This window comes from Rhodopseudomonas sp. P2A-2r, from assembly GCF_026015985.1.
GTDB lineage: Bacteria > Pseudomonadota > Alphaproteobacteria > Rhizobiales > Xanthobacteraceae > Tardiphaga.
The window spans coordinates 6,578,043-6,600,339 of record NZ_CP110389.1 but is presented as its reverse complement, the minus strand read 5'-3'; the positions used below and the strand labels follow the sequence as shown (position 1 = coordinate 6,600,339).

Below are 22,297 nucleotides of genomic sequence, written 5' to 3'. Positions count from 1 at the left end.
GCGCCTACATCCTCCCCACAGGAGAATGACCATGTCGCTCGCAGCCCCGCTCGCCGTCACCCGCCGCGCCTTCGATCCGATGCCGATCGTCATCGCCGCGTTCTGCCTGCTGTGGAGCTTCGCCTTCGTGGCCGGGAAGATCGCGGTCACCGACTGCCCGCCGCTGATCCTGCTGGCGGCGCGGTTCTCGCTGGCCGGCGTGTTGATCCTCGGCATCTCCGCGCTGCGCCGCGACGCTGTCGCGATGGCGTGGCGCGACGTCGCCGCCTTTGCCGTCATCGGCATCGCCAACAACGCGCTGTATCTCGGGCTCGGCTACACCGGCCTGCAGACCGTCTCGGCCGGCCTCGGCGGTCTGATCGTCAGCGCCAATCCGGTGTTCACGGCGGTGCTGGCCGCTTTGCTGCTGAAGGAGCCGCTGACATGGCGCAAGGTCGCAGGTCTTCTGCTGGGCATCGCGGGCGTGGCCTCCATCGTCTGGCATCGGATCGCGGTCGGGACCGACAGCCTGCACGGCATCCTGTTCACGCTGGCGTCGCTCGCCTCCATTGTCGCCGGCACCATCCTGTTCAAGGTGCTGGCGCCGAAGGGCAGCCTGTGGATCGGCAACGGCATCCAGAATCTGGTGGCTGGCGTGGTGCTGATCCCGATTGCCTTCTCGGTGTCGGATGTCGGCGCGATCGTGCCGAGCGCGCGGCTGCTCGGCGCCTTTGCCTTCCTGACGCTGGGCGGCTCGATTGTCGCCTACCTGCTCTGGTTCCACATGCTGAAAGTGTGCGGTGCTTCCGCGGCGAGTGCCTGGCATTTCGTCATGCCGCCCCTCGGCATGCTGTTCGCATGGCTGGTGCTCGGCGAGCATGTCGAGGCCCGCGACCTCCTGGGCATCGTGCCGGTGGCGTTCGGCGTCTACCTGGTGACGCGGCCCGCAGCGGGTTCGCCGTCTCCCCTGCGACAGGAGTAGACCGTGTCCCCGCACCATCAAGGCGGCTGACGCCGAGATGGCGATCAGGCCTCTTGCGGGTTCCTGATTCGGAACGTTACCTGCCGACGCACGTTTGCCGTGGGCCGATCACGCAGGACAGTTTGAATGTCGGATAATATCGAGACCAATCCGCCGGCCAGCCTGCAGACAAATCTCGCCGAACAGCGTCTTGGCACGTTCCGGCTGAAGGGCTTTCTCAAGACCCTCGGGCCCGGCCTGATCACCGGCGCCTCCGACGACGATCCCTCGGGCATCGGTACCTACAGCCAGGCCGGCGCGCAACTCGGCTACGGCATCGGCTGGACCATGCTGCTGACCTTCCCGCTGATGGCGGCGATCCAGGAGATTTCCGGGCGGGTCGGCCGCGTCACCGGGCGCGGCATCGCCGGCAATGTCTGCCGACACTATTCGGCCACGCTGCTCAATATCGTGGTGGCGCTGCTGTTCGTCGCCAACACCATCAACATCGCCGCCGACCTCGGCGCCATGGCCGACGCCAGCAAGCTGCTGGTCGGCGGCCATGCGATTCTCTACGTGGTGTTCTTCGGCGTGATCTCGGTCGCGGCCCAGATCTTCTTCGACTACAAACGCTACGTCGCGGTGCTGAAATGGCTGACCCTGTGCCTGTTCGCCTATGTCGGCGCGCTGGCGGTGGCCAAGGTGTCGTGGGGTGAGGCGCTGACCGGCATCCTCGTGCCGCGCATGAGCTGGAGCGCCGACTATCTCACCACCATCGTCGCGATCCTCGGCACCACCATCTCGCCCTATCTGTTCTTCTGGCAGGCGTCGCAGGAGGCCGAGGACGAGCGCGTCGATCCCGACAAGCATCCGCTGATCGAGGCGCCGCTGGAAGCGGCGAAGGAGTTTTCCCGCATCCGAGCCGACACCATCGTCGGCATGGCCTTCTCCAATCTGATCGCGCTGTCGATCATCATCACCGCGGCGGCCACGCTGCACGCCACCGGCAAGACCGACATCCAGACCTCGGCGCAGGCCGCCGAGGCGCTGAAGCCGGTCGCCGGCGCCTTCGCCGAAGTGATCTTCGCGCTCGGCATCGTCGGCACCGGCCTGTTGGCGATTCCGGTGCTGGCGGGATCGACGGCCTATGCGGTGGGCGAGGGCCGTCGCTGGCGGGTGGGTCTGGCGCGCAAGCCGAGAGAGGCGGCGGCGTTCTACGGCGTGCTGGCGCTGTCCGGCGCGATCGGCATCGGGCTCAACTTCACCCCGATCAATCCAATCTCGGCGCTGTACTGGAGCGCGGTGATAAACGGCGTGCTGGCAGTGCCGGTCATGGTGCTGCTGATGATCATGTCGCGCCGCCGCGACGTGATGGAGGAGTTCGTCATCCGGGGGCCGCTGTACTGGTTCGGCTGGGCCTCCACCGTCGCCATGGCCCTGAGCGTCGTGGCGATGGGCGTGGGATTTTTATGTAGGACCTCTGATGTCGTCGTCCGGCCCTGCGCGCACTTGCGCGCCGGGACCGGGCGACCCAGTAAACGCCGGCCTGTGTGTACTGGGTCACCGGCTTTCGCGGGTGACGACAACCGAGAGGGACACAGCGCAGTGCTCGTCAGCTGCCTTGAAACTCAATCCCGTCTGAACACCACCGACGCCATCCATCCGGTCATCAGCGCCATGAAGACGGTGAACAGCCCGTAGACGAAGGCGTGCTGGCGCGCGGAATTGGCGACGAACTGCTCGAAGCCGACCTTGACGATGTCGAAGGCGGTATCAGCCTTGGTCACCAGCGCGCCCGCGGCGAACAGCTTGATTTCCACCTCATAGGTGCCGATCGGGACTTCGGCGGGCAGCGGAATGCCGGTGCGGAACAGGGTCGGGGTCAGGAACGTCACCGCCGAGGTGGCTTCGCGATACAGGCCGTGCTCGGTGCGCAGCCGCACATAGGCGCTGCGGAACGGGTCGGTGGCCACCACGTCGGCGTAGTCGGAGCCGACCCGCTGGGTCAGCAGGATATTGTTGAGCCCGAGCTGCTGGCGGCGCTGCACCTCCCGCGGCGCGATGGCGTCGAGCGGCCGGTTGGCGAACACCGCCAGATAGGTCGGCACCTGCAGGAACTGGCGCGAGTCGGTGTTGATCCAGATCCCGAACTTGCGTTCCTTGCGCCGGGTTACCAGATCGGCGCGCGGTCCGCTGACGGTCACCACCAGGTCGTAGTTGCCTGATTTGGCCGGGGTGCTGTCGTCCTTTTCCACCGAGCCGAACAGCACCAGTTCCTCGCCGGAATAGTTCGGCGTCACCGTGACCCGGTGGTTCGACACCGAAACGATCAGCCGCTCGGCGGCGGCCGGCGCGGAGATCGCGCTTCCTGCCAGCATGACGCAGGTCCACAGCAGGGCGGCGCGCATGCTCATCCCGCGCCTCCGGTCTCGCGGATGGTGAAGAGGTCGCCGGGCTGCACCACCAGCTCGATGGCAAAGCGGATGCCAACCATCAGGATCAGCAGGCCGAGCAGCAGCCGCAGATTCTCGCCGCGGATCTTCTGGCCGGCGCGGGCGCCGAACTGCGCCCCGGTGACGCCGCCGATCATCAGGATCAGCGCCAGTACGGCGTCGACCAGATGGTTAGTGACCGCATGCAGCACGGTGGCGAAGATCATGGTGACCAGCGTCAGCACCATGGAGGTGCCGATCACCGTAGAGGTCGGCACCCGCAGCAGGTAGATCATGATCGGAACCAGGATGAAGCCGCCGCCGACGCCCATCACCGTGCCGATGAAGCCGATCAGCAGGCCGACGACGATGACGGGGATCACCGACAGATAGATCTTGGAGCGTTTGAAGCGCATCTTCAGCGGCAGGCCGTGGATCCAGCCATGGCTGCCGGAGCGGCGCAGCGGCACGGCGACGCCGCGCCGCACCCGCAGGATGGCGCGCACGCCCTCCCAGAACATCAGCCCGCCTACCGTGGTCAGCAGCACCACGTAGGACAGCGCAATCATCAGGTCGAGCTGACCGAGTGCGCGCAGTACGGTGAAGAACCAGACGCCGAGTATGGTGCCGACAATGCCGCCGGACAGCAGCAGCAGCGCCAGCGCGGGATCGATGGCGCGGCGGCGCCAGTAGGTCAGGGCGCCGGAAAACGACGAGGCGGCCATGTGGCTGGTCACCGAGGCGACGGCGACCGCGGGGGCGATGCCGATGAAGATCAAGAGCGGCGTCATCAGGAAACCGCCGCCGATGCCGAACATGCCGGACACGAACCCGACCGCCGCGCCCATCGCGAGGACGAGAAACACGTTGACCGGGATGTCGGCGATCGGAAGGAAAGCTGCACGCGCGTTCGCTTCGGATGTGGTCGTGAGCAGGGCTTGCGCCGCTCACAGCCTGTTTCTTGGTGGCGCGGGTCGCGCGCCGCGCTCCCTGCATAGACGAATTCGCCCGCTGGCGGGATTAAAGAATCCGTCGAAGGCGGGTTTCCGGCTCCGCTTCGTCAGGCAATTTCCAAGGTGGTGAATGATTCAGATTAACGCGCGGCTGTCGTCTCACGATCATTGGAAGATCTCCTGCTAGGCCGGCAGCAGACCAGCGTCCCGGTAGCTATCGATGGTCGCGTCATAGAGCGAGATGTCCGACCGGCTCCTCGCCATCAACTGGGCGCCGGCGACGGCGGCGAAGATGGCGCGCGCGCGCCGCTCGCTCTCGCCGGAACTGACCACGGCTGCAGCGGTCAGAACCCTGCCGAGCCAGGCAACATTCACGTCGGCAAAGCTCTGGATCTCCTTCCTCACCGCGTCGGGCAGGTCGTCAACTTCGGCGGCCATGAAGCTGCACAGGCACATGCGATTGTCGTTCGTCAGCGCCCTGCGGAACGTATCGGGATATCGGCGCAGGGCATCTGCCGGATCCGCGGATCCGGCCAGCAGAGCCTCAAGGGCCGCCGCTGTGTCCTGCCAATAGCGTTTTGCGACCGCTGCGCCGAGATCGGCCTTGCTCGGGAAGTGATGGTAGATGCTCGCGGCCTTGATGCCGACTTCTGCCGCGAGATCGCGAAAATTCAGGCCGCCGTAGCCGTGCGCCTGAGCAGTGCCTTTGGCTGCCGCCAGGATAGCTTCCTTGGAATTTGAACTCATGCCCAATCCTCAGTCTCATCATCTGTGCCTACCAAGTGATAGATAGGCGTTGACTGTCAGACTTCACAACCTTAAAACGATGCCTACCAACTGATAGGTAGAGAGAATGAAGGTGGATGCTGACATGGTCGATATCGGATCAACCAGACCCGCGGCGATGACGATTTACGACTGGCCAACCGGCCCCTATCCGGCGCGCGTTCGCATCGCGCTGGCCGAAAAGGACCTGCAATCGCGCGTCCGCTTTGTGACCGTCGACCTGTTCAAGGGCGAGCACAAGCAGCCAGAACATCTCGCCCGGAATTACTCGGGCACGCTGCCGGTGCTCGAACTCGACGACGGAACCTTCATCGGCGAATGCACGGCGATCACCGAATATCTCGATGCGCTCGATGGCGCTCCCACGCTCACCGGCCGGACTCCGCGGGAAAAGGGCATGATCCACATGATGAGCAAGCGCGCCGAGCTGGAGCTGCTCGACGCCGTCAGCGTCTATTTCCATCATGCGACGCGCGGGCTGGGACCCGCCGTCGAGGTCTATCAGAACGCCGAATGGGGTTTCCGTCAGCGCGACAAGGCGCTGAAAGGAATGCACTACTTCGACGGCATCCTGAGAACCCGGCCGTTCGTCGCCGGCGAGGTGTTCTCGATGGCCGACATCACGGTCATCGGCGGTCTGATCTTTGCGGACATTGTGAAGCTCCCAGTGCCGGCGGAGTGCGCAACTCTTCAAGCCTGGTACGCGCGGATGCAGGAGCGCCCCAGCGTCAGGAACCGGGTGACGATGTCAGAACCGGCCGAAGCCCCAGTTTGAGCGGCGCGCGGATCAGCGCGCCGCGCGCTTGCCCGGCGTCGGCCTGGCGCTGGTCTGGGCCGGCGCCGCATCCCAGCCGCCGGCCGGCGTCGCCACGTTGATGGCGTCGTCGGGTTGGCCTTCCGGCACGAAGGTCTGGACGGCCAGCCGGGCCGCTGCCAGCGACTGCGGATCGAGCCGCTTGGCGATGTCGTCGCGCTTGCGGCCGGAATCGGCGTCGCCCTGGGCTGCGGCCAGGCTGAACCACTTGAAGGATTCGGCGAGGTTCTGGTCGACGCCGATGCCGCGCGCATAGAGGATGCCGAGGTTGAACTGGCTGTCGGCGACGCCGCGCTCGGCGGCCTTGCGGAACCACTGCGACGCGCTCTTGTAGTTGGCGCCCTTGGTGCCGCCATCGGCCTCGAGCACGGCGAGATTGTGCATCGCCTTGGCGTTGCCGCGGTCGGCTGCCTGCATGTAGTAGCGCCGCGCGGTGTCGAGGTCCTTCTTCACGCTGAGGCCCTTTTCGTAGAGCGTTCCCAGCCGGAACATCGCCGGCACGACGCCGGCCTGCGCCGCGCGGTCGTACCATTTGGCGGCCTCGTCGTAGCTCTGCGGCACGCCCTTGCCCTCGGCATAGCGCACGCCGACCTCGTAGGCGGCGCTGGCGTCGCCCTTCAGCGCGGCGTTGCGCAGCGCCACGCCGCCGATGCCGTCGGGCAGCCGTTCGGCGGCGGGCACCGGCACGACGGAGAGCTTGTAATTGCTGGCCGGCAGCACCGGCGCGGCCTGCGGCACGGTGATCGAGCCGGTGACGTCGCCGGCATTGGCCAGCGCAGCGGGAGCGGTGTTCTGCGGCGCGGCGAGTTCGGCCACGAACGGAACCGGTGCGGCCTGCGGTGCCGAAGCCTGGGGCGCTGGCGCCTGCGGTGCCATCGACTGGCGGCCGATCGGGGTCGGCGAGGTCATCGCCGGCGTGGTCTGCGACGGCGTTGCGGGCCGTGCCTGGGCCGGGGGTTCGATCGGCTCGGGCGGGGTCAGCTGCATCGGCTGGCTGTTCTCGGCCACCGGGGCCGGTGCACTGCCGTCGAGCAGCGTCATGGCCACCTTGAACGAGCCGAGCACGATCACCACCACGCTGGCGCCGACCAGCAAGGAGCGGATCTTCGCGCTGATGGTCGAGGCGCTCTTGTCGCCGGCGGCAGTGTTCGTCGCCGACTTCGCCGCGGTCTTCGCGGCAGTCTTGGACTTGTCGCCTCCCGGGGCGGACGCGGCGGCTTGCGCGGCGCGGCGCGCGGCGGCGATGAAGCTCGATGCGGTGGCCTGCTCGCGGGCGCCGGACGACAATTCGCTGATCGCTTCTTCCGAAGCGGCGATGCGCTCCGACGGCGACGGCGCCGCGCTGCGGCCCTGCGGACGGGTGCCGGGCTCGAGCGGATAATCGGGCGGCAGATCGGGCGCGATCGCCGTGCGCGCGGGTGCCGTGCCCTTGCGCGGATCGAGGATGTCGCTGATCGCCTTGGGCACGAAGGACGGCGCCGGCTCGTGCGACACCGCTGTGGCGGCGAACTCGCGCGGCGCGGCGTCGAACTGCTTGCCCTGCGGCTTGCTCGGAGGCTGGGGCGCGGCCGGTGGCTGCGGCGGCCGCACCGGCATCGCGCTTTGCGCCGGGTTCTGCAACTCCGGCCGGGGCGGCGGCGGCACGATCGGCGCGGATGCGATCGGGGAGATGCGGGCTGCGGCGCTGCGGCCGGCACGTGCGCCTGCGCCTGCGCGGTGACCGGCGCGGCGCGCACCGCGCGCAGGTCGCCTTCGATCATGGCGAGCCGATCGACCACATGGCCGAGGGTATTGTGGACGACTTCGAGCGAATCCTGGGTGTGCCGGTCGGTCTCGGTCTGGCTGAAGCGCATGTCGGACAGTTCGCGCTTGATGGTGTCGACCAGCGCGGGATCCATCGACGGGCCGCTGCTGCGGCTGTCGACCAGTGCGCCGAAGGCGGTCTGTTGCTTCTCGAGGTGGCGCAGGATGTCCTGCAGCCCGTCCTCGACGCGGCCGAGATTGCCGGAGCGGTTGTCGGCGGCGTGCTCGAGCCGCTCGAGCAGATAGGACACGCGCTGTTCGAGATGCGCGAAAGTCGACGAACTGTCGTTGCCGACCGACAGATTGTCGAGCCGGTCGCTCAGCGCGCGCAACGCGGCTTCGAGCTGATCGGAGCTCGGCGTCGCCACCGGACGGTCGCGGTTTTCCAGCGTCGTGGTCAGCGTCGCAATGCGCGCCTCCAGGGCGGCGAAGGACTCGCTGTGATTGTCTGCCTGGGCGATCTGGTCGACCTTCGCCGACAGCTTCTGCACGTCGTCGCTGACCCGGGCCAGCGCCTCGTTGGAGGCGACGTTGGATACGATGGCGCGCAGCGCGGCGATGGCGCTGTCGAGCTGCTGCAGCGTGCCGGGATCGTCGCTGGAGCGCACGATCAGGTCGATCTTGGTGCCGAGGTTGCGGATCGTCTCGTCGAAACCGGCGAGCTGTTCGGCGGGCGTCAGGGTGCGCAGCGTCTGATAGATGTCGGCGAGCGCGCGCTCGAGGCCGGCCAGCGCCTGGCCGTTCATGCCGCTGTGCTTGCTGTCGTCGATGCGGCGGCCGAGCGAGCGGATCTCATTCTCGAGGGATTCGATGGCGCGGCGCGGCAGCGCTTCGGTGATGACGTTGCGGATCTCGGCCAGCTCGGAGCGGAATACGGCGATCGATTGCTCGACGGCGTTGTCCGGACGCTGCAGCGCCTCGATCTTGCTGGTGATCTGCGACAGCTGCCGTTCCAGGCCGGACATGTCGGGGGCGGGGGCCTGCACCACGGGCGCCGGCGCGGGTGCCGGCATCTGCGGCGCCGCGGCCGGAGCCGCCGGCGGTGCCATCGGCGCGTGGCGCGGCGCGGAAATGCGCTCGGAAGCGCCGTCGAGCTCGTGCTGGCGGGCGGCGATTTCGGCGATGGCGAAATCCAGCGAAGGCGTCAGCGGTGGCGAAGCTTCATAGGGCGGCGCAGCTTCATAGGCCGGCAGGCTGTAGGGCGGGCTGTTGTAGACCTGTGCGGCGGCGCGCTCGACCATGTCGGCGGTGCGCGGCGCCTCCTGCATCAGCGGGGCCGGCGCCGGGCTGCCGATTTGCGACAGCCGGGCGTCGAGCCGGGAAATGGCATCGTTGAGTTGCCGTGCCACGCCGGGTTCGCCGCGGACCGCGGGGCGGGACATCTGGTCGATCTGTCGGGTGATGGAGTCCAGTCGCTGGTGGATTTCAGCAACGTCCTGCACGTCGCGCTCCGGCAGCGGCGGACGGGCGGCCTGGCGCGGCGCTTCGCTGCGGCCATGCGGATGGGGTGACGTGTAATTCGCCGAGGACTCACCGATGGTCGAGTTCAGCCAGTCGCCCAGCGACATGCCGGCCCGTCGTGCGGCGGCTTCAGCCCGCTCCCGCACGGTCGGCTCGATACCTTCAACACTCCACGATACGCGCGAATTCATGCTTTCGTCCGGTTCCGAGCCTGGCGCAACTGCACCCGAGGCCTTCCCGCGCGTCCCACTCGACCGAGACAATCGAAAGCGGCGCAGGTCGTCTGCCTCTCGCTTCGACTTTTTCGTGTTACGGTAAATAACGGGTTAAGGAACTCGTCCGCAGGGCGCGAAAGTTAATCCGCGCCGGCCGACGAGGATTTAGCGCGTGAACAGCGCGCTGAGGTCGTCGATGTCGGCCTCCGTGATGGCGGTGTGTGCCTGGTGCATGACCGCGGGCTGGCCGATATAGGCCCAGTAGATGAACTCGGCGCGCGGCATCGCCCTTCGGACCTCAACCCCGGATTCGGTCAGCAGTTTGGCAATATAGGCCACACGCTGCACATCGACGGAGGCCACGACCGCTGCCGCCGACGCGTCGGCCGTCGCCCACGACCGGATGGCCCGGTCGAGGCTGCGATCCTCCTCGAAAGCGAGCCGCATCAAGGCCGTCAGCCGCGCCGGACCGGTGATGGTGGCATCGATGTCGCGAATCACCTGTTCGCCGGCGCGTACCGCCCACTCCCGCAACAGGGTCTGGCGGTAGTCGTCTATGTCCTTGAAATGCCAATAGAAGCTGCCGCGGGACACGTTCAGCCCGGCGGCCAGCGCGCCGACTTTCAGGGCACTCTCGCCCTGACCGGCCAGCGTTCGCAGGCCGTGCTTGATCCAGTCCGTTATGGTCAGCCGATCTTTCACGGCGTCACCATACACATATGTATTGACGGCAGCTACCCGTCGCGGATAGTTTTCCATGCAGGGATGTATGGAAGCGACAAAGGGTGCTGGCGATGACCGGACTCGACAGGTGGTACGCCTACATGCGCGAGCACGATCGCGCCGCGCTGTGGGATCTGCTGCATCCTGACGCGGTGTTCGAGAGCCCCGTCGTACATACGCCGCAACGCGGCCGTGATATCGTCTTCAAATATCTCGTCAGTGCCGAGCAAGTGCTGGGCGGTCCCGGCTTCGCCTATCGCGGCGAGTGGCGCAACGACACCGGCGTCGTCCTGGAATTCGATACCAAGCTCGAAGGCATCGCGATCAATGGCGCCGACATCATCACCTTCGATGGCGACGGCCGCATCACGCACTTCAAAGTCATGGTGCGCCCACTCAAGGCCATCAACCTTCTGCACCGCCTGATGGGCGAACAGCTTGCCCGCCAGCCAGCGATTTCCACTTAAGGATCCCCCATGCCCAGCTACAAAGCCCCCTCGAAGACGTTGGTTTCCTGCTCAACGACGTATTCCAGTTCGATCGCTATAATAACCTGCCGGGATTCTCCGACGCCTCCGCCGATGTTCGCGAAGCGATCCTGCAGGAAGCGGCGAAACTCAGCGAGCAGGTGCTGCAACCGCTCAACCGCGTCGGCGATCTCGAAGGCTGCGTTCGCCACGACGATGGCAGCGTGACCACGCCGAAGGGTTTCAAGCATGCCTACAACCAGGTGACCGAGAGCGGCTGGCTCGGCCTGTCGGCGCCGGTGGAATATGGCGGTCAGGGCCTGCCGGTGGCGCTGTCGCAGGCGGTCAACGAATTCCAGTGCTCCGCCAACATGGCGTTCTCGATGTATGGCGGCCTTACCATGGGCGCCACCGCGGCGCTGGTGGTGCATGGCCGGCCGGAGCAGAAGGCGATCTTCCTGCCCAAGATGGTGTCCGGCGAATGGACCGGCACCATGAACCTGACCGAACCGCATTGCGGCACCGATCTCGGTCTGTTGCGCACCAAGGCGGTGAAGCAGGACGACGGCAGCTACAAGATCTCCGGCACCAAGATCTTCATCTCGGCCGGCGAGCATGACCTGGCCGACAACATCATCCATCTGGTGCTGGCGCGTATCGAGGGCGCACCGGCCGGCATCAAGGGCGTGTCGCTGTTCGTGGTGCCCAAGGTTCTGGTCAATGCCGACGGCTCATTGGGTGCGCGCAACGGTGTGTCGTGCGGCTCGATCGAGCACAAGATGGGCATTCACGGCAATTCCACCTGCGTGATGAACTACGACAACGCCCAGGGCTGGCTGATCGGTGAAGAGAACAAGGGCATGCAGGGTATGTTCGTGATGATGAACGAGGCCCGGCTCGGCGTCGCCGTGCAGGGCCTCGCGCAGTCCGAGGTCGCCTACCAGAACGCCGTGGCCTATGCGAAGGATCGCCTGCAGGGCCGCTCGCTGACCGGGCCGAAGGCGCCGGACAAGCCGGCCGATCCGATCATCGTGCATCCCGACGTGCGCCGCACGCTGTTGACCATCCGCGCCTTCAACGAGGCGGCGCGCGCCATGGTGGTGTGGACCGCGCTGAAGAGCGACGTCGCGCATCGCTCCGACGACGCCAAGGAGCGTCAGGCCGCCGACGACCATCTGGGCCTGATGACCCCGGTGCTGAAGGGCGTGCTCACCGATGGCGGCTTCGCCAATGCGGTCTCGGCGCAGCAGATGTTCGGCGGCCATGGTTATATCGCCGAATGGGGCATGGAGCAGTTCGTGCGCGATGCCCGCATCGCCATGATCTATGAGGGCGCCAACGGCATCCAGGCACTCGACCTGGTGGGTCGCAAGCTGCCACGCGACGGTGGCCGTGCTGCCATGGCCTTCTTCGGCGAGGTCGCCGCGTTTGCCAAGGAGCATGGCGGCGACGAGGCGATGAAGCCCTATGTCGATCCGCTCTCGGGCGCGCTCGGCCACTTGCAGCAGGCGACCATGTGGCTGATGAACAACGCCATGATGAAGCCCGACAATGCCGGCGCCGGCGCCACCGATTACATGCAGCTGTTCGGCCTCACCGCCTTCGCCTATATGTGGGCGAAGATGGCCAAGGTCGCGCAGGACAAGATTGCCGCCTCGGGTGCGACGCCTTATCTCACGACCAAGCTTGTCACCGGCCGCTTCTTCATGGAACGGATGCTGCCGGAAACTTCGGTCCACCTCGGGCGCGTCCAGACCGGTGCCGCGACGACCATGGAATTGCCGGCGGAGGCGTTCTAACGATTACGCTCTGCTCTCGAAGACACACTCAGACTGTCATCCCCGCGCATGCGGGGATCCAGTATACTCCGGTGGCAGAGATTAGATCGCGAACCACAGCGTTTACTGGGTCGCCCGGTCCTAGCGCGCAAATTGCGCGCTTGGCCGGGTAACGACAGTGAGTTTGAAGAAATCGCGTAAGTGAACATCACGACCTGAATAAAGGGAGACCCCATGCCCGAGGCCTATATCTACGATCACGTGCGCACCCCGCGCGGCCGCGGCAAGGCCGACGGCGCGCTGCATGAAGTGACCGCGCTGGCGCTGGCCACCGCGCCGCTGAAGGCGCTGAAGGCACGCAACAACCTGCAGCCCCACGTCATCGACGACGTGATCCTCGGCTGCGTCGATCCGGTCGGCGAGGCCGGCGGCGACATCGCCCGCATGGCGGCGCTGTCGGCGGGCTACGGCAACGACGTGCCTGGCATCCAGGTCAACCGCTTCTGCGCCTCCGGCCTCGACGCGGTGAATTTCGCCGCTGCGCAGGTGATGTCGGGCCAGCACGCCATGACCATCGGCGGCGGCGCCGAATCGATGAGCCGCGTCGGCCTCGGCGCCTCCGGCGGCGCCTGGCCAGTAGATCCGTCCATCGCCGTGCCGGCTTACTTCATGCCGCAGGGCATCTCCGCCGACCTGATTGCCACCAAATACGGTTTCTCCCGCGACGACGTCGATGCCTATGCGGTGCAGAGCCAGCAGCGCTCCGCCAAATCCTGGGACGAAGGCCGCTTCGACAAGTCGGTGATCCCCGTCAAGGATATCAACGGCCTGACCATTCTGGCCAAGGACGAGCACATGCGGCCGTCGACGACGATGCAGTCGCTGGCGGCACTGCAGCCGTCCTTCGTGGCGATGGCCCAGATGGGCGGCTTCGATGCGGTGGCGATCCAGTCGCATCCGGAAATCGAGAAGCTGAACTACGTGCACCACGCCGGCAACTCGTCGGGCATCGTCGACGGCGCGGCAGCGGTGCTGCTCGGTAGCAAGGAAGCCGGCGAAAAAGCTGGCCTTAAGCCGCGCGCAAAAATCCGCGCCTTCGCCAATATCGGCTCCGAGCCGGCGATGATGCTGACCGGTCCGGTGGATGTGACGAAGAAGGTGCTGGAACGCTCCGGCATGAAGCTCGAGGACATCGATCTGTTCGAGCTCAACGAGGCCTTCGCCTCGGTGGTGCTGCGCTTCATGCAGGCGTTCGAGATCGACAACGACAAGATCAACGTCTGCGGCGGCGCCATCGCCCTCGGTCATCCGCTCGGCGCCACCGGCGCCATGATCCTCGGCACCGTGCTCGACGAACTCGAACGCACCGGCAAGTCCACCGCGTTGGTGACCCTCTGCATTGGCGGCGGCATGGGAACGGCCACCATCATCGAGCGGGTGTAGGTCTCTTCCTTCCCCTCCCCTTGTGGGGGAGGGTGGATCGAAGCCCGCGAAGCGGGTTCGAGACGGGAGAGGGGCTACTTCTGCTAAGCGTGTTGCTCTCCCTCTCCCGCCTTCGCTCCGCTCAGGCACCCTCTCCCGCTGCGCGCAGCTTCGCTGCGCTGGGGGAGAGGGGAAGAAAGATCAACTCACATTGCGGATCATCATGGGCCCATCGATCAACGGCACATCGGGCAGCCTCATCAAAGCAGGCTTGGCGAAATGATAGCCCTGGAACAGCGAGATGCCGGCAGCGCGCAGCACGGTCAGTTCAAGGTCGTTCTCGACACCTTCGCCGAGCACGGCGATGTCGAGCTCGCGCGCGATGCCTACGATGCCGGCGACGATCGCCTGCTTGGCGCGGCTGAGATGAATGTCGCGCAGCAGTTCCATGTCGATCTTGATCAGGTCCGGCTGCATCCGCGACAGCAGGCTGAGCCCGGCATAGCCGGCGCCGAAATCATCCAGTGCGGTCCAGATGCCGAATTTGCGATAGGTCTCGACAATTTTCCGCACATGGGCGGCATCTTCTATCCGCTCGTTCTCGGTGAACTCGAACATCAGGTTATGGTGCGGAAAGTCGACGCGTTCGGCCGCTGCGAGCGATTTCTGAATGCAGGCGGTCGGCTCGTAGACCGCGTTCGGCATGAAGTTGATCGCCAGCCGAAGGTCGCGTCCCGCATACAAATCACCGGCCGTCTCGATCGCCATCACCCGGGCCGCCTGATCGAAGCGGTAGCGGTTGTCGTGGGTGACCTGGTCGAGAATCGAATAGGCGGACTCGCCGTTGACGCCGCGCACCAGCGCCTCGTAGCCCCAGACCCGGTTGGCCTTGAGATCGACGATCGGCTGGAATGCCATCTTGAACGCGAATGGAAGCGTGAAGTCGTCGCGACATCCGGCACACACGTTGCCCATGAAGTATACCTGTCAGAGAGTGTTCCTCTCTGGATAGGCTCGATCAATTGAGTAGTCGTTAAAGCAACTTAGCACGGTAGCGGACACAGGGAGCGCCACATGGCCCATACGAACTTCAAGATCGAAACCGACGCCGACGGTGTTGCGGTTGTCACCTGGGACATTCCCGGCCGTTCGATGAATGTGCTCGACGTCACCACCATCGAAGAACTCGGCGCCATCGTCGACCAGGTCACCGCCGATACCGCCATCAAGGGCGTCATCGTCACGTCGGGCAAGGACGCGTTTTCCGCCGGTGCCGACCTGTCGATGCTGGAGGGCATGAACAAGGCCTTCGCCGCCGCCCGTAAGGAGCACGGCGAGGAAGCCGCGCAAAAGTTGCTGTTCGACGAGAGCCGCAAGCTGTCGCTGACGCTGCGCAAGATCGAGACCTCCGGCAAGCCGTGGGTCGCGGCCATCAACGGCCTGGCGATGGGCGGCGCATTCGAACTGACGCTGGCGTGCCACTACCGTGTCGCGGCGGATAATCCGAAGACCCGGCTCGGTCTGCCCGAGATCAAGGTCGGCCTGTTTCCCGGCGGCGGCGGCACACAGCGCATCGCGCGCATGCTGCAGCCGCAGGACACCATGCAGATGCTGCTGAAGGGCGAGGCGATCAACCTCACCAAGGCCAAGGCGATGAAGTTGGTCGATGCGGTGGTGCCTGCCGCCGACATGATTTCTGCCGCCAAGGAATGGATCAAGGCCGGCGGCAAGGCCGTGGCGCCGTGGGACGAGAAGGGTTTTAAATTGCCCGGCGGCCCGGTGTACTCGAAGCAGGGCATGCAGATGTTCCCGGCCGGCAACGCCATCTATCGCCGCGAGACGTTCGACAATTATCCGGCGGCCCGCGCCATCATGCAGTGCGTCTATGAAGGCCTGCAGCTGCCGATGGATGCCGCGCTGCGCGTCGAGTCGCGCTACTTCGCCAAGATCCTGCAGAGCAAGGAAGCGGCGGCGATGATCCGCAGCCTGTTCATCTCCATGCAGGAACTGACCAAGGGTGCGCGCCGTCCGCAGAACGTGCCGCCGACCAAGGTCAAGAAGCTTGCGGTCATCGGTGCCGGCTTCATGGGCGCCTCGGTCGGCTTCGTCTCGGCGCGCGGCGGCATGGACGTGGTGCTGATCGATCGCGACCAGGCCAGCGCCGACAAGGGTCTCGGCCATTGCGAGGCGGCCATCGATGCGCTGATCAGCAAGGGTCGCGCCAAGGAAGCCGACAAGGCGGCGCTGATGGCCAGGATCACCGCCACCGCCGACTTCGACGTGATCAAGGACTGCGACCTCGTCATCGAGGCGGTGTTCGAGGATCGTGCGGTGAAAGCCGAGATCTACAAGAAGGTGCAGCCGCTCCTGAAGGAAGGCGCGATCATTGCGTCGAACACCTCGACGCTGCCGATCAACTCGCTGGCCGAAGAGTTTACCGACCAGTCGAAGTTCATCGGCATCCACTTCTTCTCCCCGGTGGAGAAGATGATGCTGGTGGAGATCATCGTCGGCAAGAACACCGGCGACGTGGCGCTGGCCACCGCGCTGGACTACGTCCGCGTGATCGGCAAGACGCCGATCGTGGTCAACGACTCCCGCGGCTTCTTCGCCAACCGCTGCGTGTTGCGCTTCACCGCCGAAGGGCTGGAAATGCTGATGGAAGGCGTGCCGCCGGCGATGATCGAGAACACCGCCAAGATGGCCGGCATGCCGGTCGGGCCATTGTCGCTGTCGGATGAAATCGCGCTCGATCTGGTGCTGAAGATCATGAAGGCCACCGAGGCCGATCTCGGCGCCCAGGCCGTCGACCAGGCGCAGAAGAAGCTGATCGTCGAGATGGTCGAGAAGCAGGAGCGTTTCGGCCGCAAGAACGGCAAGGGCTTTTACGAGTATCCGCCCAAGGGCAAGGGCTCGAAGAGCCTGTGGCAGGGGCTGGGCGCGCTGGTGCCGAAGCCGGTCGATCCCGATACGCTGGATGTCGAGGAGCTGAAGCAACGCTTCCTCGTCGTGCAGGCGGTGGAAGCCGCGCGCACAGTGGAGGATCACGTGATTACCGATCCGCGCGAGGCCGATGTCGGCTCGATCCTCGGCTTCGGCTTCGCGCCGTTCACCGGCGGCACGCTGAGCTACATCGACTTCATGGGCACCAAGAAGTTCGTGGAGTTGTGCCACAAGCTGGAGGCGAAATACGGCTCGCGCTTCACCCCGCCGAAGCTGCTCGAAGACATGGCCGCCAAGGGCGAGACCTTCTACGGCCGCTTCCCGCCGAAGAAGCTGGCGGCGGCGTAGTTTTATAGATCTACAGCACACTCACTTGTCATCCCCGCGCATGCGGGGATCCAGTAACCGCAGGCGTTTGTGATTGATCACAACCGGTTGCGACTACTGGGTCGCCCGGTCCAGGCGCGCAATTGCGCGCCTGGCCGGGCGACGACAGTTACAGCGGATGGTGCGAGTTCGCGCCGAAGAAGCTGGCGCGGCATAAGCGAAGCGCCCTTGCTTTCCCTCTCCCCCAAACGCGGCGAAGCTGCGTGCAGGTGGGAGAGGGTGGATCGAAGCCCGCGAAGCGGGTTCGAGACGGGAGAGGGGGCCCTTGCTTCGGAGCGTTTGGCTCTCCCTCTCCCGCCTTCGCTGCGCCATAGCCGATGCTGCGCATCGGCGTCTATTTAAGAACGGCGGCCGAAGGCCGCCTGCGCACCCTCTCCCGCGGCGCGCAGCTTCGCTGCGCTGGGGGAGAGGGAAGAAAGAGCGACTCACGCCGCCCTCATCAGGTCTTTCTCGGTCAGCGCTTCCTGCACCTTCGCCGGCGCGTGACGCTCAGTTCCCGGCCCGGTTCTGTCGATCGTAATATTGCGGCATTGAACCCGGCTCCAGATCCTGCTCCGAGCGCCGCCCGAGAAAGAACAGGCCGCTGGCGGCGTCAGCCTTGGCCCGGCGACTGCCGAAGCCGTCGAAAAATCTGACCCAGAAGAACGGCAGGGCGGCAAGGCGGGACACGCCATCTCCGACGCCGAACGCCCTGACCAGATACCGGATCGACCACAGCAGCGCGACGCCGCCCCCGGTCACCGGCCCAGCGCTGATTTCCGTAAAGGACTTGAACAGCCAGCGATGCCCGCTCTGGGTATAGCGGGTGAAGTCGTATGCCCGCTCGTGGACCTGCTGCATGAACGGCGTTTCGGCGTAGACCAGACCGTCTTTCCGAAGCACCCGGTGGATTTCCGAGACCACGTTGATCGGATCGAGGACATGTTCAAGCACAGCCTGAATCCAGACACCGTCGAATGATTGATCCACGAATGGCAGCCGATGGGCGTCAGCCACCAGCGTGGTGTAGGGCGATGAAAAGACATCCGTTCCGACCACATTGAGGGCCGGGTCGTCGTAGAGCGGCCCTGCGCCCAAGCCAACCTTTGCCCCGCCGATCACCAGGATGAGAGGCCTTGCGGATCGGCTTTTTGCCAAAGCGATGAATGATCTGCAGTTCGCATCGGCGACCGGGTTCTTGCCGAATGTGAACCGGTGCAGCCGGGAGCCGATCGAATGGTTCTGGACATCGCGGTCGAGCACCGAGCCGCTGTGGTTATGATAGGTCGCACGCTCGAAAATGCTGGCCTCGAAATCGATGAGAACTTGCTGCCCGTCGACCATGGGAAATCCCGCGCGGGCGTATTCGCATTCCGCATTCGAGCAACGGGATTGCGCGCCCTGAAAGGCGATGGGGGATCTGCAGCGGGGGCAACAGGTGATGTCGCTCAAATCCTGGCTGTCATCAGCCGAAATCGTGGATGTCGGATTGTTCAGCATGATCGATCCGTACCTTTCGCAAATGCAAATGAGGTACCCATGCGGCCTCGCTGCAGTCTGAGAATGCGGCGTGCTCTGACCATGGCGGATCCGTGACGCGAAGGTGAATGATTGCGGCTTATCTAATGCGGGATACCTTTGCCGGGGCGCGCGGGTCTTCGCCGGCGGATCAAAACAAAAAGGGCCGGATCACCGATCCGGCCCTTTGCTCGCAAGCAGCGAAAATTCTCACGCCGCCTTCATCAGGCCTTCCTTGGTCAGCGCTTCCTGCACCTTCGGCCGCGCCGCGACGCGGGCCTTGTATGCCATCAGGTTCTTGAACTCCGAGAGGTCGATGCTCATCCGGTCGGCCCAGGCCAGCATGACGAACAGATAGCCGTCGGCGACGCTGAAATCCTTGCCTAGCAGGTAGTCGCGACCGGCAAGCGAGTCATCGATATACTTGAACTTGCCCATCAAGCGGGTCTTGAAGAAGCCCTTCACGGTGTCGTCGAAGGCGGGCTGGAACAGCGGGCTGAAATTCTTGTGCAACTCGCCGTTGATGTAGGTCAGCCATTGCTGCAGATGGCGGCGGGCATCGCTGCCCTGTGCCGGCGCCAGGTTCTTGGTCGAGGCCTGGTCGGCGATGTACTGCACGATCACCGGACCCTCGGTGACCATCTCGCCATTGTCGAGGCCGAGCGCCGGCACCTGGCCCTTGGGATTGATGGCGAGATAGTCGTCGCCGTTTTCCAGCTTCTTGGCCTTGAGGTCGACCTTGACGAGGTCGTAGGGGAGACCCGCTTCCAGAAGTGCGATATGCGGCGACAGGGAGCAGGCGCCGGGCGAATAATACAGCTTCATCGGGATTTCCTCCGTGGTGGTTATTGGCTTAACCAAACGCGTGACTAAATGCAGTTGCATGGAATAGTCAAGATTGATGCAGCTGCATCAAGTGCGCTAGGGTGCTCCCCAGCATGATGGATCGCCGATGAAACGCAAACCCTCCCTTGAGGCCACAGCCGCCTGGATCCGCCTGGTGCGGGTGCAGAGCCGGGTGCTGGACGCCGTTGAGCAGGATCTCAAGCGCGCCGGCTTCCCGCCGCTGGCGTGGTACGACGCGCTGCTCGAGCTGTCGCGCGCGCCGTCCGGCGAAATGCGGCCCGTGGAATTGGAAAAGCAGATGCTGATCCCGCAATATTCGACCTCGCGGCTGATCGACCGGCTGGTGGACGAGGGGCTTGCCGCGCGCCGCGAATGCAAGATGGACAAGCGTGGGCTGTTCGTGGAGATCACCGAAACCGGGCGCGACCTGCAGAAGCGGATGTGCTGCGCCTATTCCACCGCCATCGAGAAGCACGTCGGCTCGAAATTGTCGGATTCCGACGCCGCCAAATTGTGCGGCCTGCTCGACCGGCTCGGCTGCGCATGCCAAGAAGCGGCGGTGCCGGCCGCCAGAGACGCCGCGTCGGCCCGATGAACCTTATTGTACCTCCTGCGTCTGCGACCATCCCGGTCCGCAGCCGTCCCCGACACTGCGCGCGCGTGATCGCTGCGCCCTGCATCCGGAATTTCCATGGCGCGTGACCAGATCGATATGACGCCGCTGCAGTCGCGCGACGAACTCGTGGCGTGGATCGAGGCCGGCGTGAAGCCGCCGTCGGAATTCCGCATCGGCACCGAGCACGAGAAGACGCCGTTCACCCTGCAGGGCCACCACCCAGTGCCCTATGCCGGCGGCCGCGGCATCGAGGCGCTGCTGGAGGGCATGAAGCTGCTGCTCGGCTGGGAGCCGATCATGGAGGGCAAGCATATCATCGGCCTCTATGACGTGACCGGCGGCGGCGCCATCTCGCTGGAGCCCGGCGGCCAGTTCGAACTGTCCGGCGCGCCGGTAGAGACCGTGCACCAGACCCAGTCCGAGCTGATGGCGCATCTGGCGCAGGTGCGCGAAGTCGCCACTCCGCTCGGCATCGGCTTCCTCGGGCTCGGCATGACGCCATCGTGGTCGCGCGAGCAGATCCCGGTGATGCCCAAGGGCCGCTACAAGATCATGACCAACTACATGCCGAAGGTCGGCCAATACGGCCTCGACATGATGTATCGCACCTGCACTGTGCAGACCAACCTCGACTTCTCCTCGGAAGCCGACATGGTCAAGAAGCTGCGCGTCTCCGTGGCGCTGCAGCCGATCGCCACCGCATTGTTCGCCAATTCGCCGTTCACCGAAGGCAAGCCGAACGGCTTCCTGTCGTTCCGCTCGGAGATCTGGCGCGACACCGACAATGCCCGCTCCGGCATGATCCCGTGGGCGTTCGAGGACGGCATGGGATTCGAGCGCTGGGTCGATTATGCCCTCGACGTTCCCATGTATTTCGTCAAGCGCGGCGACGAGTACATCGACGTGTCCGGCTCCTCGTTCCGCGATTTCTTTGCCGGCTGCAACAAGATGATGCCCGGCGAAAAGCCGACCCTGTCGGACTGGGCCAACCACCTGTCGACGATCTTTCCGGAGGTGCGGCTGAAGCGCTACCTGGAGATGCGCGGCGCCGACGGCGTGCCGTGGGGCCGCTTGCCGGCGCTGCCGGCCTTCTGGGTCGGGCTGCTCTATGACGACGTTTCGCTCGACGCCGCCTGGGAGATGGTCAAGGACTGGACCGCCGAGGAGCGTCAGTCGCTGCGCGACCAGGTGCCGACGCTCGGGTTCAAGGCCAAGATCGGCGACCGCTACCTGTTCGAGATCGCCAAGGAGTGCATGGCGCTGGCCCATGCCGGGCTGCGCCGCCGCGGCCGGCTCGACCAGGGCGGCCGCGACGAGTCGCGGCACCTCGAGCCGCTCGACCGCATCATCGACGCCGGGAAGTCCCCGGCCGAGGAGATGCTGGACAAGTTCCACGGCTCCTGGCAGCACTCGGTGGAACCGGCCTACGCGGAATATCGCTTCTAGATCAGCGGCTTGCATGATTCTGCACAGCCGTTCATCCTTGGTACAGGAAGCTGGCGGTCAAATAGCGGCTCGCGCCGCTCCAGCGCCTGCCGAAAGCAACCGTCGATGTCGAGGAACTGCCTGATCAGAGCGTGCTGGGCCGCGTTCGCCCTGCTGGCACTGGTGGCTGGACCGGCAGGCGGGCAGACCAATTTCGACCGCCCCGGCGCCGACTATTCGCGCTCGCTGTCGCGGTCCGGCGATCCTGCCGAATGCGCGCTGATGTGCGAACGCGATCGCCGCTGCCGTGCCTGGAGTTTCAACTATCCGAGCGACAAATCCGAAGATGCGGTGTGCTGGCTGAAAGACAAGGTGCCGCCGCGCATCGAAAGCTTCTGCTGCGTCTCCGGCGTCCGTGGCGCCGGTGTCATCGAGCGGCGCACCGGTCCGGTGGAGACCTCCATCGACCGCTTCGGCGGCGACTACAAGAACTTCGAGATCAAGCCGGACGACAAGACCCGCAGCGACGAAGCCTGCCGCTCTGCCTGCGAATCCGACAACAAATGCCGCGCCTGGACCTATGCACGGCCCGGCTACGCCGGCCGCGGCGCGCATTGTTTCCTGAAGGACGACATCAAGCCGCCGCGACGCAGGCCGGGATTCACCTCTGGCGTGGTGCGGTAACGACGCGCGAACGGCTCATGGTGTCCATCGACGCCAGAAACGGGAGCAGAGGCGCGATCGTTTATTCTCTAAAGCTGCGTAACACCCCCGGTATTGGCCCGTATC

The 22,297-nt window shown here is 65.2% G+C and carries 15 protein-coding genes and 3 pseudogenes; 10 read left to right on the top strand and 8 right to left on the bottom strand.

The genetic code is table 11. From position 1 onward, the window contains the following. Positions 1–31: 31 nt before the first annotated feature. Together ONR75_RS31700 and ONR75_RS31695 are read left to right on the top strand one after the other, a co-directional pair. Positions 32–961, top strand: a complete 930-nt coding sequence (locus tag ONR75_RS31700) for a DMT family transporter (RefSeq protein WP_265080730.1) — start codon at positions 32–34, stop codon at positions 959–961. Between the two features lie 126 nt (positions 962–1,087). Then, a pseudogene (locus tag ONR75_RS31695) lies at positions 1,088–2,410 on the top strand (NRAMP family divalent metal transporter); the annotation flags it as partial. Positions 2,411–2,568: 158 nt separating this feature from the next. Here the strand turns inward: ONR75_RS31695 and ONR75_RS31690 are convergent. From ONR75_RS31690 to ONR75_RS31680, 3 genes are all read right to left on the bottom strand, one after another. Continuing rightward, positions 2,569–3,348, bottom strand: coding sequence for a TIGR02186 family protein (locus ONR75_RS31690; RefSeq protein ID WP_265083877.1), 780 nt, complete (start codon positions 3,346–3,348; stop codon positions 2,569–2,571). 2 nt (positions 3,349–3,350) lie between these two features. Continuing rightward, positions 3,351–4,220 carry a sulfite exporter TauE/SafE family protein gene (locus ONR75_RS31685; RefSeq protein WP_265083876.1) on the bottom strand — a complete coding sequence of 290 codons (870 nt, stop codon included), beginning with the start codon at positions 4,218–4,220 and terminating at the stop codon, positions 3,351–3,353. 288 nt (positions 4,221–4,508) lie between these two features. Then, positions 4,509–5,072, bottom strand: coding sequence for a TetR/AcrR family transcriptional regulator (locus ONR75_RS31680; protein ID WP_265080729.1), 564 nt, complete (start codon positions 5,070–5,072; stop codon positions 4,509–4,511). 157 nt (positions 5,073–5,229) lie between these two features. Between ONR75_RS31680 and ONR75_RS31675 the strand changes: the two genes are divergently transcribed. Next, on the top strand, positions 5,230–5,886 hold the full coding sequence (locus tag ONR75_RS31675; RefSeq protein WP_265083875.1) for a glutathione S-transferase: 657 nt from the start codon (positions 5,230–5,232) through the stop codon (positions 5,884–5,886). A 12-nt stretch (positions 5,887–5,898) separates the two neighbouring features. Here ONR75_RS31675 and ONR75_RS31670 read toward each other — a convergent pair. Together ONR75_RS31670 and ONR75_RS31665 are read right to left on the bottom strand one after the other, a co-directional pair. After that, positions 5,899–9,380, bottom strand: a pseudogene (locus ONR75_RS31670) (hypothetical protein). Between the two features lie 189 nt (positions 9,381–9,569). Then, positions 9,570–10,106: a TetR/AcrR family transcriptional regulator gene (locus tag ONR75_RS31665; RefSeq protein ID WP_265080728.1), complete on the bottom strand. Its 537-nt coding sequence runs from the start codon at positions 10,104–10,106 to the stop codon at positions 9,570–9,572. A gap of 92 nt (positions 10,107–10,198) precedes the next feature. On the opposite strand from ONR75_RS31665, the gene ONR75_RS31660 reads away from it, so the two are divergent. The 3 genes and pseudogenes from ONR75_RS31660 to ONR75_RS31650 all read left to right on the top strand — a co-directional run bounded on the left by ONR75_RS31660 (position 10,199) and on the right by ONR75_RS31650 (position 13,815). Next, entirely contained in the window at positions 10,199–10,594 is a 396-nt protein-coding gene (locus ONR75_RS31660) for a nuclear transport factor 2 family protein (protein ID WP_265083874.1), read from the top strand. 9 nt (positions 10,595–10,603) lie between these two features. Beyond that, positions 10,604–12,393: pseudogene (locus ONR75_RS31655) on the top strand (acyl-CoA dehydrogenase C-terminal domain-containing protein). Positions 12,394–12,606: 213 nt separating this feature from the next. After that, positions 12,607–13,815: an acetyl-CoA C-acetyltransferase gene (locus ONR75_RS31650; RefSeq protein ID WP_265080727.1), complete on the top strand. Its 1,209-nt coding sequence runs from the start codon at positions 12,607–12,609 to the stop codon at positions 13,813–13,815. A 180-nt stretch (positions 13,816–13,995) separates the two neighbouring features. Here ONR75_RS31650 and ONR75_RS31645 read toward each other — a convergent pair whose 3' ends face one another. After that, positions 13,996–14,769 (bottom strand): EAL domain-containing protein, encoded by a 774-nt coding sequence (locus ONR75_RS31645; RefSeq protein ID WP_265080726.1) that lies wholly within the window; start codon positions 14,767–14,769, stop codon positions 13,996–13,998. A gap of 99 nt (positions 14,770–14,868) precedes the next feature. On the opposite strand from ONR75_RS31645, the gene ONR75_RS31640 reads away from it, so the two are divergent. Further along, positions 14,869–17,085 (top strand): 3-hydroxyacyl-CoA dehydrogenase NAD-binding domain-containing protein, encoded by a 2,217-nt coding sequence (locus ONR75_RS31640; protein WP_265080725.1) that lies wholly within the window; start codon positions 14,869–14,871, stop codon positions 17,083–17,085. A 528-nt stretch (positions 17,086–17,613) separates the two neighbouring features. On the opposite strand, the gene ONR75_RS31635 is transcribed toward ONR75_RS31640, so the two are convergent. Both ONR75_RS31635 and gstA read right to left on the bottom strand, forming a co-directional pair. Continuing rightward, positions 17,614–18,603: a methyltransferase domain-containing protein gene (locus tag ONR75_RS31635; RefSeq protein WP_265080724.1), complete on the bottom strand. Its 990-nt coding sequence runs from the start codon at positions 18,601–18,603 to the stop codon at positions 17,614–17,616. 228 nt (positions 18,604–18,831) lie between these two features. Further along, the gene (gstA, locus tag ONR75_RS31630; RefSeq protein WP_265080723.1) at positions 18,832–19,446 is read right to left on the bottom strand and encodes a glutathione transferase GstA; all 615 of its coding nucleotides are present in this window, start codon (positions 19,444–19,446) and stop codon (positions 18,832–18,834) included. A gap of 127 nt (positions 19,447–19,573) precedes the next feature. On the opposite strand from gstA, the gene ONR75_RS31625 reads away from it, so the two are divergent. The 3 genes from ONR75_RS31625 (at position 19,574) to ONR75_RS31615 (ending at position 22,192) form a co-directional block, all read left to right on the top strand. Next, on the top strand, positions 19,574–20,062 hold the full coding sequence (locus tag ONR75_RS31625) for a MarR family winged helix-turn-helix transcriptional regulator (RefSeq protein ID WP_265080722.1): 489 nt from the start codon (positions 19,574–19,576) through the stop codon (positions 20,060–20,062). Between the two features lie 96 nt (positions 20,063–20,158). Then, positions 20,159–21,529, top strand: coding sequence for a glutamate--cysteine ligase (locus ONR75_RS31620; protein ID WP_265080721.1), 1,371 nt, complete (start codon positions 20,159–20,161; stop codon positions 21,527–21,529). A 105-nt stretch (positions 21,530–21,634) separates the two neighbouring features. Then, positions 21,635–22,192, top strand: a complete 558-nt coding sequence (locus ONR75_RS31615; RefSeq protein WP_265080720.1) for a PAN domain-containing protein — start codon at positions 21,635–21,637, stop codon at positions 22,190–22,192. Positions 22,193–22,297: the final 105 nt, after the last annotated feature.

Bases quoted from the DNA above. Each gene is read 5' to 3' on its own strand.
- ONR75_RS31700 (WP_265080730.1), top strand. From the start codon at position 32: ATGTCGCTCGCAGCCCCGCTCGCCGTCACCCGCCGCGCCTTCGATCCG.
- ONR75_RS31690 (WP_265083877.1), bottom strand. From the start codon at position 3,348: ATGCGCGCCGCCCTGCTGTGGACCTGCGTCATGCTGGCAGGAAGCGCG.
- ONR75_RS31685 (WP_265083876.1), bottom strand. From the start codon at position 4,220: ATGGGCGCGGCGGTCGGGTTCGTGTCCGGCATGTTCGGCATCGGCGGC.
- ONR75_RS31680 (WP_265080729.1), bottom strand. From the start codon at position 5,072: ATGAGTTCAAATTCCAAGGAAGCTATCCTGGCGGCAGCCAAAGGCACT.
- ONR75_RS31675 (WP_265083875.1), top strand. From the start codon at position 5,230: ATGACGATTTACGACTGGCCAACCGGCCCCTATCCGGCGCGCGTTCGC.
- ONR75_RS31660 (WP_265083874.1), top strand. From the start codon at position 10,199: ATGACCGGACTCGACAGGTGGTACGCCTACATGCGCGAGCACGATCGC.
- ONR75_RS31650 (WP_265080727.1), top strand. From the start codon at position 12,607: ATGCCCGAGGCCTATATCTACGATCACGTGCGCACCCCGCGCGGCCGC.
- ONR75_RS31645 (WP_265080726.1), bottom strand. From the start codon at position 14,769: ATGGGCAACGTGTGTGCCGGATGTCGCGACGACTTCACGCTTCCATTC.
- ONR75_RS31640 (WP_265080725.1), top strand. From the start codon at position 14,869: ATGGCCCATACGAACTTCAAGATCGAAACCGACGCCGACGGTGTTGCG.
- ONR75_RS31635 (WP_265080724.1), bottom strand. From the start codon at position 18,603: ATGCTGAACAATCCGACATCCACGATTTCGGCTGATGACAGCCAGGAT.
- gstA (WP_265080723.1), bottom strand. From the start codon at position 19,446: ATGAAGCTGTATTATTCGCCCGGCGCCTGCTCCCTGTCGCCGCATATC.
- ONR75_RS31625 (WP_265080722.1), top strand. From the start codon at position 19,574: ATGAAACGCAAACCCTCCCTTGAGGCCACAGCCGCCTGGATCCGCCTG.
- ONR75_RS31620 (WP_265080721.1), top strand. From the start codon at position 20,159: ATGGCGCGTGACCAGATCGATATGACGCCGCTGCAGTCGCGCGACGAA.
- ONR75_RS31615 (WP_265080720.1), top strand. From the start codon at position 21,635: ATGTCGAGGAACTGCCTGATCAGAGCGTGCTGGGCCGCGTTCGCCCTG.